We start from the raw sequence: 12,198 nt of genomic DNA, 5'->3' as shown, positions 1-12,198 counted from the left end.
AACAATCATCTGGATCTTCGGGACTTTTAAAGGTTTCAAGACGAGCGCAAGCGCATGTCATGAGCAAGCCAACGGTTCTAAAGCCTTCTTAGGATGCCGGTCATCAATAACAGCCGGCTGAATCCCGTTGTTCATCGTCGATCTGCCGGAGATCCGGTAGAGCAGATCGATGGGGTGAGGTCAAAGCGGCATTACCCATAACAGGATAGGTTCAGGCTCGGGGACGGAGCGTCGGTGGCGTATGGGGACCCCCGCCATTAATATCGAATCCTGATTGGCGAATATCTTCATCGCTTGAGCACCCAAACKGTCTTGCCGCTCTGCGATGCTTCGATGCCGGCTTTCGTCCGCGTCAATTGAAGGCATTTCTCGGCATCCCCTGGCCGGGGTCTAATGCAAATCCCGCCCGGAGCGGCCCTCCACGTTGGGCTTATGCTCACCAGGCTGTCGCTGATGGTCCCGCCGCCATCCGGACGAAACACAAGAATGTTCGAGGCTCTTCGTTTGACGACAACCATTTCCCAGGGTTTGCCGTCGGCGATCACGCTGGAAAGAGGTTCTTCGGCTTGCGCTGGCGCGCCGGCGAAAATCGAGAAGGCGATCAATGGTATGAAAAATCGGCAAGTAGAGTAATCGCGCAGCAAGCGAACTATGCGCATTCGGTGTTCCTTTGTGTGAGAATGACCCTCTCAGGCGGGTCGCGATTGAGGAGAAAAGTGAGCGGGGAGAACGTGGTGATATCCTGATGCCGCCGGTGATTTGTGGAGCTATTCTCCATCGCGCCCGGCACTATCTCTCCGCATAAACCGTTACGTGCCGGTTCATGCTGCGTGATTGCGAAGGCAGGTGCGATCGCCATGCATCTGATATTCAAATTATCATTTGGGCATCCTCACAGTGCAAGCCGCTCCGAAAGCAAAATGAGCATCACGATCGGTCCGCCGAGAAGTGCACCGAATAGGATCGTCGCGAATAACAGGTTCGCGAGCAGGTGAAGCATGGTCTTGCGCCTCATGGCTAAACGCCGATCCGTCTTGCGGATTCAAACAATTCGGGTCCCAGGTTCGTGCCCGCCATCCGCGCCTTTGCTGTCTCGGCATCGACGAGCCTCCCGAAGAGAATGATCAGACTTCGCGCCGTGCCGATGCCGATCACGACGGCATTTTGAATGGATGCGATAACCGCGAATGCCGCGGTTGGTCTTGCCGTTCGTTTTGAAGCCATGCGTTGTTCCTAGTTGAAAGCCGATGAGGTCATGCCTGCCATTTTCAGCCAGCATGGCTCTTCATTTGGGCTCCGATAATTGCGGAAGCATGACTGGATTTGCGTTTCCGCTTGTAATGCTTTCGATAGGCGAAAGAGCGGCGGCAACGACGGATGGACGTTGGAGCGCTCGCGCGCCGGGTTCATCCACAGCTAAGATATGGTGAGCGGCGGGCAATGTAATTGTGTCGCAATTGTTTGATTCGAGTGTCCGGTCATCGTCATGACCGGAGGCCAACGAGAGACATGCCCAGCAATTCGCATTCACGTCGTCGATTTTTCAGCCAGCCACTTTTCAATCAGCCGTCTAGGGTGTCGCTCCTGGGGTTTTTTGCGTTACTGACAACAGCAGCCGTTTCCGGATGCGCTGCCGTGCCACTCAAGGAAGCGGGAACGCTCGTCTCCTACAACAATCTCGGTCCATCGAAGGGGACGCTTGCCAAGAAGCGGCTTTATGTCGATGGGCAGCAGTTGGCACGTGTGAAGACCGTCGCCATCGTCCCGACCGTCTTTTCGTTCGGTGCTGCGTCCAAGATCAAGTCCGAAGCTGACCGGTCCCTGGTTTCCAATGCTCTCGACAGGGCGCTTTGCGTGGCGCTGAGTGATAAATACCAGATGGTCCCGGCCGGCCAGCCTGCGGATCTGACCGTTCGCTCGGTCGTCGCCGACATCGTTCCCACCAACAAGGCCGTTGCCGGGGTTGCGACCGTCGTCAGTGTCGGTTCGGGCTTTGCCCTGCCTGTGAGCGTACCGCGCCTCCCCTTCGGTCTCGGCGGCCTAGCGATCGAAGCCGAAGCTGTCGATGCCACGGGAATGCAGAATGCCGCAATGCTGTGGGCGCGTGGCGCAAACTCCATTCAGGATAATCCCCGCGTTTCCGAGGTCGGGGACGCCTATGGTCTCGCAACAAAATTTGCCGGCGATTTTTCACGGGTACTGATCGCCGGAAAGGAACCGAAGGGACTGAACTTTTCACTTCCGTCGAGGCAACGCGCTCGCTCCTGGCTTGGCGGAAAGCCAAAATATGCTGCCTGCGATGCGTTCGGTCGCGCACCCGGGCTGCTCGGCGCGCTTGCCTCAAAGTATGGGGCTCCGCCACAGTGGACGGAAAAGAAGTCGAAGCCTGCAATGGCACGTTGACGGAAGAGGTAGCCCCGGCGTCGTGCAGTCGCTACGCGAATGTTTGACAGGCGCCCGAAATCGGCCGGCCGCTTTGGCCGAGGACGGGCGGAGATAGTGCCGGAACCCCGCGGCATTACTCCGCCCGCCTGTCCTTCGTCTGCGGGAAGCGTCCGATCCTGATGATCTCGCCGAACGGCGACGTGCCTCTGTGAACGGGTGACCGAACCACGGGCAAGGCGCTACAGGGGGACGACCTGATGCAACGTTCTTTCCTTTGCGTGGAGACCCTGTATTCTGATGTCGCCAGACACACTTCGACTTGAGGAAGAGTATGCCTGTCGATCAATTTGACATCGGTTCGAAAACCGTATCTTGGCCGGCTGGTTCGCCCGGCAACATGAAGCACCGCGGCAAGGGATACAGGAACGGTTGGAGACATCTGGCGTGTACGGCGCTCGGCATGGCCCTTGTCGCTGCCCCATCTCTGAACTCTCCCGCATCCGCCGCCAATGTCCTCGAGCGAGCGATCGAGGCCGCCCAACCCTGTAAGCCTTTGAAGGTCAGTCAGCCGGTTTTGGGCGTGAAGGTCGAACTGGGTATCGACAAGCTCGACTTCGTTAAAATCGACACGATCGAGATCAGAGTGGCTGGTGATGTGGCCGAGGCAAGCGCACTCGGCACGCTCGCATGCAAGACGTCGGACAGCTCCCCTCTGAAGGGCGGCTTTTCGGCGAAGGCTCGAATTCACCTGCAGGCAAATCTTACGACCTGTGCGATGAACGCAAGTTCGATCGATATCATCGAGGCAAGGGGAGAGTTCGGCGACGTTGTCACGACGTTCGAACCCGAAATTTCGGCTGCCCTTCGCAAGGGCGTGGAGAAGGCGCTGAAGAAGCTCTGCGCGAGCTGAAATCGGAGCGATAGGTCAAGCAAGGCAACGTGATCGCCCTGCAGGCGGGCCATGCGAAGGCCTGTCTCGGCGAAGCCGCGTCGTCAACGGAGATAGTGGATGTGCGGCCGGGCGTGATAGGCTGAGACTTCGACGCGCGCATCCACCGAGAAAACCTCCCTGAGAACCTCTTCGGTCAAGACTTCGGCCGGCGTGCCGGAGGCGACGATCGTCCCCTTCTGCATGACGATCAGCTCGTCGCAAAACATGGCCGCATGGTTGAGATCGTGCAGCGCGATGATGCTGGTGACTGGCAGACCGGAGACGAGCCGCATGAGGCTGATCTGGTGCTGGATATCGAGATGGTTGGTTGGTTCATCGAGGATCAGTTCTTTCGGCGACTGCGCCAGGGCCCGTGCAATGTGGGTGCGCTGCCTTTCCCCACCGGACAGGCTCTGCCAGCAATCATGACGCTTGTCGGTCATGCCGGCTCGCGTCAAGGCCTCCTCAACGGCGTGATCGTCAGCGAGTGTCCAGCCGGAAAACATCGAGCGATGCGGAAAGCGTCCGAGCTTGACGACATCAATGACCTTCAGATCGGCGTTGGTCGTCGCATTCTGTTCGACGAAGGCGACGCGTTGAGCGATCGTGCGGCGTCCGATGGTCCCTATATCCTGCAGATCGAGTGAGATGCGCCCGGAATTGGGTTGTTTCAGGCCGGCGAGAAGCCGCAGAAGCGAGGTCTTGCCGGAACCGTTCGGGCCAAGCAGGCCGAGCATCTTTCCCGATTTCGCTTCGAAGGAGACGCCATCAAGAATGGTCTTCCTGCCAATTTTCCAGACGAGATTTTCGGCTTTGATGCTCATGATGCGCGCTGGAACCGGTAGAGAATCACGGAGAAGAAGGGAACGCCAACCAGCGCCGTGACGACCCCGATCGGAAGGACCTGCTGCGGGATCAGCGCGCGCGAAGCGATGTCGGCAAGGACCATGAAGATTGCGCCGGCAACGGCGCAGGCTGGCAGAAGCCGGATATGGAGCGGCCCGACGACGAAGCGGGCCGCGTGCGGCACGACAAGACCGACGAAGCCGATCGAGCCGACCATGCTGACGATCGTGGCCGTCATCATTGCGGTCAGCGCAAACAGCACGATGCGCGCCCGGCCGACGTTGACACCAAGAGATGCGGCCGCTTCATCACCGAAGGCAAAAGCATCGAGAACCCTGGCATGCAGCAGGCAGACGACAAGCCCAAAGCCGACGACAGCAGAAACGAGCATGAATTCCGGCCAGCGCACGCCGCCGAAACTGCCGAGCAGCCAGAACATGACATCGCGCGCCTGCTGCGCGTTGCCTGATGTCGTAACCACGTAGGATGTGGCGGCGTTGAAGAGCTGCGAAGCGGCAACGCCGGCAAGAATTGTCCGGTCGGTACCGCCACGCGTGCCGTTGGATAGCAGGGCCACGAAAAAGAAGGCCGCAAATGCGCCGGCAAAAGCTCCGGCCGACAACGAAACCGCACCTGCACCAACGCCGAGGATGACGATGGCAACCGCGCCGGTGGACGCACCGGCAGAGATTCCAAGCACATAGGGCTCGGCCAGCGGGTTGCGAAGCAGCGATTGCATGATCGCACCCGAAAGCGCCAGTCCCGCGCCGCAGAAAGCCGCCACGAGTGCGCGGCTGAGCCGATAATCCCAGATCACGGTTTCGTGGATGCGGTTGAGTTCGACCGCCGTCCATCCCAGCCTGTTGGTGACGGCGGCAAACGTCGTGGTCAGCGGGATCGGCAGATCGCCGATCCCGACACTGATGCCGATGACCAGGCCGACCGCCGCAAGGGAGGCCAACAGGAGCAGGGCGAAGGGCGTAGCCTGCCGGAGGAGGCGGTTTGCGGCGGTCACTTGGTCAGGCCGAGCGCTTTCAGTTGTTCGGCCACCTGTTCGGCGCCGTAGATCGTGCGGATCGTCGGGTTCATGGCCTGGCCGTCCATGATGACGATTGCCTTGTTTTTCACTGCTGGCATCTGGCTGACGGCCGGGTCGCTGTTCAGGAACTTGATCTTGGCCTCCGGCTTGTCGAGTTCCCAGCGGTTGCGGTCGAGAGTGGCCACGACGATAACATCGGGATTGGCTGCGATGATGCTTTCCCACCCGAGCGTCGGCCATTCGGCATCCGCGCTAATGGCATTCCTCCCGCCGAGAAGATCGGCGATGAAGCCGGAGGCGGCATTCTTGCCGCCGAGATAGGCGTCTGCGGAAGGGGACTGGCTGGAGAACCAGAAGACGTAGGAAAGCTGCTTGCCGTCCCTGGATGCGTTGGCGCGCAATGCCGCTTCACGCTTCTTGAAGTCGGCAATCAGCGCCTGGCCACGATCGGCGACGTCAAATATTTGCGAAAGCTCGTCGATCTCTTGGTAAAGCAGATCCATGTTCCAGAGCCGGTCACGGCTGCCATACTGATCCTTGACCTTTTCGGTGCTGAGGCAGGTGCTGGGCGAAATGTAGCTTGGCACGCCGACCTTGTCGAAGTCCTCTCGCTTGGCGACCTTGCTCGTCGGTCCGACCAGGCTTGGCAAGGCAGCTGCCACGAAATCCGGGTTTTGCGCCAGAATCGACTCGAAGGTCGGAAACTCGACGGACAGAAGCTTGACCTTCGCATTGGCCTCGGCGAGCTCAGGCAGAACTTTGCTTGGCCAGAACGCAGTACCCGCCATTTTGTCTTCCAGGCCAAGAAGCAACATGATTTCCGCGCTGTTCTGGCCAAGTCCTATGGCTCGCACTGGAGCCTTGGTGACGGTGACCTTCGCGCCGCAATTGTCGAGCGTCAGCGGATACTGGGTCGGTGCGGAGAATGCCGGCGTCGCGATCAGGCCGATCATGGCTGCGAGCCCGGGCACCGTAAGGGACTTGAAAACCTTCATGAAAACTTCCTGTTCTTCGAGAACCCAACATGAGGATTCTGAGGGTGCCGGCGGTATAACCTGCTTGCCCGAGAAAAAACAAGAGTAACATAGTCATCTTTTGAGGCGCAGATGCTGGCTTCCATCTCCTATCGGCTGAGCGGATTGAGAAAGCGCGGGCAAGGCCCGTTGGAAGCGGCTCCCAAACGTGCCGCCGGAACCGGACCGCGTTCGGTCAAGGCGTCAGGACAGCCGCTCCGCTGAGGCGGCCGGCACGCAAACCGTCAAGTGCTGCATTCGCATCTTTGAGCTGACGGGTTTTGGTGTGGGAACGAGCGGCAGTTTTGGGTTCGGAAGATCGCCGTCGCAGACATGAAGATCCGTCCTGCACACCGCGCAGGCTTCGACCCTCAGCATCAATTGTCCTCTACTGGGTAAGGGCTCCGGTCGGTCGACCGGGCGCAGAGGCATCCCAAGCGCTTCCAGGATCATAGCTTTCATGACCTGTTCCTCATCGTCATGATGCTATGATGCTGAAATCGCGGCAAACCGGCATTGACGTTTGTCAAAGACGGCTCACGCCCGCGCTCCTTTGCTTCTACTTCTATTCAATGAGGGACCTGCCAGGGCAGAGAAGCTCTCCGCCAGAACAGGGAGGCTGGCTTGCCCGCTCAGCCGTCCTTCATGCCGTGCAAAGTCTGATCTTCATGGCCATAAAGGAAGCTATCAGCGGACGCCGTCGTCGAGCTCTTCGAGCGCGTCGAGCAGACGTTGCTGGATTGCGGGCTCCTGCCTGCTGATCGCGAGAACAAGGCTGCGCATCGAGCCGCGCATGCCATGGAGCTGATCGACGAGCTCCATGACTATATCGACGCCGGCCTCGTTGACGCCCATCTGGCGCGTGAGGTCGAGGATCAGGCGGGCGCGGGCAAGATCGGCATCCCGGAAGCGACGCCGCCCCTCGGAAATATCGGGAGCGAGCCAACCCTGCTCGACCCATAGATCGAGCTCGGTCACGTCTATTTTCAGGTAGAGACGGAATTCGCGATCGTCCATGGTCAAGCCTCCATGTTCTTTCTCGGATCCTGTGTGTCGGCTGCCGCCCAGTCCTTTGCGAAGGCGGTCAGTTGTTCGTCTGGTTGCTCGGGCAGCACGATCTTCAGCGTAACATAGATGTCACCTGCGTCGCCGCCACGCCTGGCGACACCCTTGCCCTTGAGCCGGAGGACCTTGCCGCTGCTGGAATTGGCGGGCAGGGTCAGGTTGACCGGCCCTGAAGGGGTCGGCACGCGCACCTTTCCACCGAGTACCGCTTCTCTCAACGTGACAGGCAGATCGAGGCGGATGTCGTCGCCGTCGCGGGTAAAGAAACGGTGCGGGCGAACACGGATATCGATCAGCGCATCGCCGGCCGGCCCACCGCCGAAACCGGGTTCGCCCTTGCCGCGCAGGCGCAGCGTCTGGCCGTCCCGCGTGCCGGGCGGGATCTTGACGTCGAGCGCCGGCCCTTCCGACAACCTCACCTGGCTCTGCGTGCCATTCACCGCATCGAGGAAATCCACCTCCATCGAGAAGCGCCGGTCCTGGCCCTGGGAGCGAAACTGACCACCGCCGGCGCTGCCGCCGCCAGAGCGGCGGGAGAAGAAGTTTGAGAAGAGATCGTCGGCGTCTCCAAAATCGGCGAAGCCCGCGCCGTTGTGATAGGCGCTGCCGGGGCCGCTTGAGGAGGCATAGTCGCGATAATAGCTACGGGGCGCCTGTTCGGCTCCCGTGATGTCGATCTCGCCACGATCGAAGCGGCCCCGCTTTTCCTCGTCGCTCAGGATTTCATAGGCGGCAGAAATTTCCTTGAACTTCGCCTCGGCCTTCTTGTCGCCCGGGTTCAGGTCTGGGTGAAGCTTCTTGGCAAGCTTGCGGAATGCCCCCTGAATTTCCTTCTGGGTGGCCTCCCGTTTCACGCCGAGAAGCTCGTATGGATCTTGGCTCATACATGTCTCCGTGCAAGGGTAGCCAATACTGCGGATCGGAATCCGCCTTGATATAGGTTGCGGCTTGGCTGTCGGGGAGGGGATGCGCGGAGGCTTGAACGGTGCCCCCTTCTATCTGGAGGCCTGTAAAGGGCTCGCCACGCCCTCCGACCGCTTCGAAGTCGAACATTTTCTGACCGCCCTGCGCCGCCAGCCAGGTTGACAAATGCGCCTTTCAATGAGAACAAAAATAGAACAGATGAAAAGGTACGCATTTATGATACGTTTCGCGCCGAAGACACTGCAGGACGCTGCCCCATCGATCAAAATTGCAAAGCCGAACGTCAGACCACGATCCGAGATCGAGCTATCGGACACGTCCAGCACTACTGCTGAGAAGGAAACCGACGGGATAGAAGCGCAGACTGCCACCACGATACCGGGACCTGCCAAGCCCGCCGCAAAACTCCTTGAGTTATCAGCGGAGCTCCCTCCGAAGGGCAGAAAGACGGGTACCAGGAAGGGCAAGGAGGCGGCGAGCCAAAAGCAGCGGGAGATTCGTAGCGGGGGCAACGATCACAATGGTGGTGATCTGCTTCTCGATCTCTGACGAGAGCTTTTTAAGCACCGGACACAAGGCTTTTGTGTGCTTGTGATTCTTCCCGGGTTCTCGAGGTCATGCCGCTTCCACGGCATAATCTGCATTCAGTTTCATTTTGCCCGTTGGCACCGCTCCGTGAAAGAAGATCAAATTGCTGATTTCGGGGGGGCGTCCGCTCGATCACGCCGTCCGCCCCGTCAAATGCAATCAGTTCAAGACCGGTTCGCCAACGGTGATGCGTTGCTCGCCTTCGTCGAACAGATGGACGGCATCGTGGAGCGGGGCGATCCGCAGGATATCGCCGGGGGCTGCTCTGATCCGCTCCCGGAACACACAGCTGATGGTCTGGGTGCCAAGACGGGCAATTACCAATGTTTCGGATCCCGTTGGCTCGACCACGGCAGTCGTCACCTCGATCCCGTTGGGATCGAGCGCGAGGTGCTCGGGGCGAATGCCGTAGGTGACGGCGCCGGAAGGGCGCCGCTCGCTCGGCAGGATAAGCCCGTCTGTCGTCCGGAAACCTTCATTCGTCATGTTCCCCCTGATGAAGTTCATGGCGGGTGAGCCGATGAAACCGGCGACGAAGAGGTTGCTCGGCCGGTCGTAGAGTTCGAGCGGCGAGCCGGACTGCTCGATCAGGCCGTCCTTCATCACGACAATCTTGTCCGCCATTGTCATCGCCTCGATCTGATCGTGTGTGACGTAGATCGTTGTTGTCTTCAGCCGCTGATGCAGTTCCTTGATCTCCGTGCGCATCTGGACGCGGAGCTTTGCATCGAGGTTCGACAGCGGCTCGTCGAACAGGAAGACGGCAGGGTCCCGAACGATCGCGCGGCCCATGGCAACACGTTGCCGCTGACCGCCCGACAGTTGCTTCGGATAGCGTTCCAGAAGGGCCTCAAGGCCGAGGATCTTGGCGGCATTGCCGACGCGCTGATCGATCTCCGTCTTCGCCATACGCTTCAGCCGCAGAGAGAAACCCATATTCTTGGCGACCGTCATATGCGGATAGAGGGCATAGTTCTGGAACACCATGGCGATGTCGCGATCCTTCGGCGCCAGCTCGTTGACGATATGCTTGCCGATCTGGATCTGGCCCGAGCTGATGTCTTCCAGACCCGCGATCATCCTGAGAAGGGTGGATTTTCCGCAGCCCGAGGGGCCGACGAGCACGACGAACTCGCCGTCACGGATATCGACCGACACACCTTTGATGGCTTTGAACGCACCGTAATCCTTGCGCGCATCGTTCACTCTAACATGAGCCATTTTTGTCCTCCCCAGTCGCTCTCAGAGCTTGTCCAACACGTTTCTGAGGTAGGCGAGGCCGAGGCGTTCCCCCTCTTTTCGCGCTTCGAGATCCTTGCCCGGCCATCCGTAGGCGGCGTCCTCATGCTCGATTGAAAGCGTACCGTCGAAGCCGTTGCTCCGCGCCTGGCGCAGGAAACGCTGCCAGTCGAGAAGGCCCTTGCCCGGCAGCTTGTATTGCCACCAGCCCTTGCCGTGATAGCCGACGGCCTGCTGGGTGGCGGCATCGATTGCGGTATCCTTGGCATGGAGAATGGCAATGCGATCCTTGACCGCGTCCATCGCCGCATAGGGATCGACGCCGATGCGGATGAGGTGGGACGGGTCGAATTCAAGACCGAAGCGTCGGCTTGGTATGCGCTTGAAGAGCTCCTGCCAGCCCTTCGGCGTCGTCCCGACGAAATTATCCTTGGGGCCGGGCCAGTTTTCGATTGCGAAGACGAGACCGCTTGATGTCGTCTTGGCAATCAGCTCGTTGGCAAACGCGGCAAAATCATCGTAGTTGGCTTCGTCATCGGCACTGTCGTCGCGTCCAGGAAAGATCACGAAGATCGGCACGCCCGCTTCGCCGATCGCCTGGGCAAATTCCTCCGTTCGGACGCGAAGCGCGCCGCGCTTGCCGCTGTCGGCATCGAGCTGGTTGCCGAAATAGGTAATCGAGGAGACGAAGAGGCCGTGGTCGCGGGCAAGTGCGACGGCAGCCTGCACCTTGTCCGGCGTCTTGATATGGCCACCGACATCGATTTCAATCGCGTCGAAACCTGCAGAGGCCGCGAAATGCACCACTTCCTCGAGCGGCCGGTCGTTGAATGTCGACGTATAAAAGCCAATCTTCATCAAAATCCTCCCTGCGGCCCTGCCGGCCGTATTAATTGTTCAAGCGATCCATGAATTTGAGGGGCGATCGGGTGCGTTGCACAGCATCGGCGGATGCCAGCATCAAGGCCGCTGCCATCGGCATTGCCGCCGCACCGAGTGCTGAAGCATCCTCGCCGATCGAGGCACGATGCAGCGTAGGCAGAGTGTTGTCTCCAGCCGTCAGATGCTCATGAACGTAGCGCAGCAACTCATCGATCATGCGGATCGGCAGCCGGCCGCCAATGATGATGGCGTCGGGATCGACGATCATGCCGATATGCTTGACCGCGACGGCAAGGTGAGCGCTCATTTCCTTCAGCCACTTCGACACCAGAGCCTTGCCGCGCGCATCGAGCGTCAGGAGATCCTGAGGCACGCTTGCACGGACGCCGTGCTCGCCAAGAAACTTGTAGAGAAAAAACATCGTCACCACCTCGCCGAGAAGATCGACCTTCGGTGCGGTCTTGTCCCGGTCGTCGGCAATCGGCAGCCAGCCGATTTCGCCGCTCAGCGCCATGGCGCCGCGATGGCCATTGCCGTCGAGAACGAGCCCTCCGCCGAGGCAGGCATTGATGGCGATGTAAAAGAAGCTGCGGCTTTCCGCCCCGAGGCCATAGTCGAGCTCCGCAAGTGCGGCCGCATTGGTCTCATTTTCGATGAAAACCGGATGCTGCGTCAGGTTTTCGAGTGCTGCGCGTACGTCGAATTCCATCCATTCCGAATAGTCTTCGGGCATGCCGAGGAAGGGGATCTCCCCGAGCCAGTCGGGCATGGCGAGCCCGATGCCGGCCAGGTGCGCGTCGTCGATCAGCCGGCTTCGCTGGAAATGCGATATTGCATCGGCCGTCAGCTGCATGAATTCGGCAGGGCGCACATAGCGCTTTTCATGGTGAACGCGGGCGCGCACGTTGCCGACGGCATCGACGGCGACAATCGTCAGGTGATCGCGATCGATATTGATGCCGATGGCGAAAAACGCATCGGGGTTGATTTCGAGCTCGATTGCCGGCTGGCCTCTCAACCCATGGCGCCGGCGAGCCTCGATGATCAGGCCTTCGTCGAGCAGGCGATCGACGATCCGTGCGATCGCCGGCTTGGTAAACCCGGTCTGCCGCGCAATTTCGGCACGCGAAATCGGTGCCTGCCGATGGACACAACGCAGCACGACGGCCCTGTTGTGCTCGCCCGCATCCTCGACATTGGCCCCCGTCAGATCGGGGGACAGTCTGGTGCCGGTCATCTGATTCATGGTCGGGATCCTCTATCAGCCACGGACACGCAAACCGACC

Annotated in this window: 13 protein-coding genes and 1 pseudogene; 3 read left to right on the top strand and 11 right to left on the bottom strand. The window is 59.8% G+C overall.

Going from position 1 to position 12,198, the window contains the following annotated elements; genetic code table 11:
* Window positions 1–892: 892 nt before the first annotated feature.
* Both AC1DF8_RS28550 and AC1DF8_RS28545 read right to left on the bottom strand, forming a co-directional pair.
* Window positions 893–1,015 carry a hypothetical protein gene (locus AC1DF8_RS28550; protein WP_018115344.1) on the bottom strand — a complete coding sequence of 41 codons (123 nt, stop codon included), beginning with the start codon at window positions 1,013–1,015 and terminating at the stop codon, window positions 893–895.
* A 2-nt stretch (window positions 1,016–1,017) separates the two neighbouring features.
* Complete coding sequence (locus AC1DF8_RS28545; RefSeq protein ID WP_478155866.1) at window positions 1,018–1,224, bottom strand: hypothetical protein; 207 nt, start codon at window positions 1,222–1,224, stop codon at window positions 1,018–1,020.
* A gap of 285 nt (window positions 1,225–1,509) precedes the next feature.
* On the opposite strand from AC1DF8_RS28545, the gene AC1DF8_RS28540 reads away from it, so the two are divergent.
* Window positions 1,510–2,403: a DUF3313 domain-containing protein gene (locus AC1DF8_RS28540; RefSeq protein ID WP_478155865.1), complete on the top strand. Its 894-nt coding sequence runs from the start codon at window positions 1,510–1,512 to the stop codon at window positions 2,401–2,403.
* Between the two features lie 313 nt (window positions 2,404–2,716).
* Window positions 2,717–3,295, top strand: a complete 579-nt coding sequence (locus tag AC1DF8_RS28535; protein WP_478155864.1) for a hypothetical protein — start codon at window positions 2,717–2,719, stop codon at window positions 3,293–3,295.
* Between the two features lie 83 nt (window positions 3,296–3,378).
* On the opposite strand, the gene AC1DF8_RS28530 is transcribed toward AC1DF8_RS28535, so the two are convergent.
* From AC1DF8_RS28530 to AC1DF8_RS28505, 6 genes and pseudogenes are all read right to left on the bottom strand, one after another.
* On the bottom strand, window positions 3,379–4,140 hold the full coding sequence (locus AC1DF8_RS28530; RefSeq protein WP_478155863.1) for an ABC transporter ATP-binding protein: 762 nt from the start codon (window positions 4,138–4,140) through the stop codon (window positions 3,379–3,381).
* Window positions 4,137–5,177: a FecCD family ABC transporter permease gene (locus AC1DF8_RS28525; protein WP_113202788.1), complete on the bottom strand. Its 1,041-nt coding sequence runs from the start codon at window positions 5,175–5,177 to the stop codon at window positions 4,137–4,139. Before AC1DF8_RS28525 ends, AC1DF8_RS28530 begins: the two co-directional genes overlap by 4 nt.
* A complete protein-coding gene (locus AC1DF8_RS28520) occupies window positions 5,174–6,196 on the bottom strand; it encodes an ABC transporter substrate-binding protein (RefSeq protein WP_113015597.1) in 1,023 nt (340 codons plus the stop codon). The genes AC1DF8_RS28525 and AC1DF8_RS28520 overlap by 4 nt, the downstream gene beginning before the upstream one ends.
* Window positions 6,197–6,502: 306 nt before the next feature.
* Window positions 6,503–6,676: pseudogene (locus tag AC1DF8_RS28515) on the bottom strand (alcohol dehydrogenase catalytic domain-containing protein); the annotation flags it as partial.
* Between the two features lie 225 nt (window positions 6,677–6,901).
* On the bottom strand, window positions 6,902–7,231 hold the full coding sequence (locus AC1DF8_RS28510) for a chaperone modulator CbpM (RefSeq protein WP_478155862.1): 330 nt from the start codon (window positions 7,229–7,231) through the stop codon (window positions 6,902–6,904).
* A 2-nt stretch (window positions 7,232–7,233) separates the two neighbouring features.
* Window positions 7,234–8,163, bottom strand: coding sequence for a J domain-containing protein (locus AC1DF8_RS28505; protein ID WP_112971513.1), 930 nt, complete (start codon window positions 8,161–8,163; stop codon window positions 7,234–7,236).
* A 205-nt stretch (window positions 8,164–8,368) separates the two neighbouring features.
* On the opposite strand from AC1DF8_RS28505, the gene AC1DF8_RS28500 reads away from it, so the two are divergent.
* Window positions 8,369–8,752 carry a hypothetical protein gene (locus tag AC1DF8_RS28500; protein ID WP_478155861.1) on the top strand — a complete coding sequence of 128 codons (384 nt, stop codon included), beginning with the start codon at window positions 8,369–8,371 and terminating at the stop codon, window positions 8,750–8,752.
* A 198-nt stretch (window positions 8,753–8,950) separates the two neighbouring features.
* Here the strand turns inward: AC1DF8_RS28500 and AC1DF8_RS28495 are convergent, their stop codons facing one another.
* Genes AC1DF8_RS28495 through AC1DF8_RS28485 form a run of 3 tightly spaced genes read right to left on the bottom strand, consistent with a single transcriptional unit; the run spans window position 8,951 to window position 12,158 of the window.
* The gene (locus AC1DF8_RS28495; RefSeq protein ID WP_112971511.1) at window positions 8,951–10,012 is read right to left on the bottom strand and encodes an ABC transporter ATP-binding protein; all 1,062 of its coding nucleotides are present in this window, start codon (window positions 10,010–10,012) and stop codon (window positions 8,951–8,953) included.
* Window positions 10,013–10,033: 21 nt separating this feature from the next.
* Window positions 10,034–10,888, bottom strand: a complete 855-nt coding sequence (locus tag AC1DF8_RS28490; protein ID WP_478155860.1) for a sugar phosphate isomerase/epimerase family protein — start codon at window positions 10,886–10,888, stop codon at window positions 10,034–10,036.
* A gap of 31 nt (window positions 10,889–10,919) precedes the next feature.
* On the bottom strand, window positions 10,920–12,158 hold the full coding sequence (locus AC1DF8_RS28485) for an ROK family transcriptional regulator (RefSeq protein ID WP_112971509.1): 1,239 nt from the start codon (window positions 12,156–12,158) through the stop codon (window positions 10,920–10,922).
* Window positions 12,159–12,198: the final 40 nt, after the last annotated feature.

This window comes from Rhizobium sp. 05N49, assembly GCF_056396805.1.
Note: the sequence above shows the minus strand (reverse complement) of the source record. Positions and strands in the feature narration are given on the sequence as shown.

Coding starts and splice junctions, on each gene's coding strand:
- AC1DF8_RS28530 (WP_478155863.1), bottom strand. CDS start 4,140: ATGAGCATCAAAGCCGAAAATCTCGTCTGGAAAATTGGCAGGAAGACC.
- AC1DF8_RS28520 (WP_113015597.1), bottom strand. CDS start 6,196: ATGAAGGTTTTCAAGTCCCTTACGGTGCCCGGGCTCGCAGCCATGATC.
- AC1DF8_RS28550 (WP_018115344.1), bottom strand. CDS start 1,015: ATGAGGCGCAAGACCATGCTTCACCTGCTCGCGAACCTGTTATTCGCG.
- AC1DF8_RS28535 (WP_478155864.1), top strand. CDS start 2,717: ATGCCTGTCGATCAATTTGACATCGGTTCGAAAACCGTATCTTGGCCG.
- AC1DF8_RS28505 (WP_112971513.1), bottom strand. CDS start 8,163: ATGAGCCAAGATCCATACGAGCTTCTCGGCGTGAAACGGGAGGCCACC.
- AC1DF8_RS28545 (WP_478155866.1), bottom strand. CDS start 1,224: ATGGCTTCAAAACGAACGGCAAGACCAACCGCGGCATTCGCGGTTATC.
- AC1DF8_RS28500 (WP_478155861.1), top strand. CDS start 8,369: ATGCGCCTTTCAATGAGAACAAAAATAGAACAGATGAAAAGGTACGCA.
- AC1DF8_RS28495 (WP_112971511.1), bottom strand. CDS start 10,012: ATGGCTCATGTTAGAGTGAACGATGCGCGCAAGGATTACGGTGCGTTC.
- AC1DF8_RS28485 (WP_112971509.1), bottom strand. CDS start 12,158: ATGAATCAGATGACCGGCACCAGACTGTCCCCCGATCTGACGGGGGCC.
- AC1DF8_RS28510 (WP_478155862.1), bottom strand. CDS start 7,231: ATGGACGATCGCGAATTCCGTCTCTACCTGAAAATAGACGTGACCGAG.
- AC1DF8_RS28490 (WP_478155860.1), bottom strand. CDS start 10,888: ATGAAGATTGGCTTTTATACGTCGACATTCAACGACCGGCCGCTCGAG.
- AC1DF8_RS28540 (WP_478155865.1), top strand. CDS start 1,510: ATGCCCAGCAATTCGCATTCACGTCGTCGATTTTTCAGCCAGCCACTT.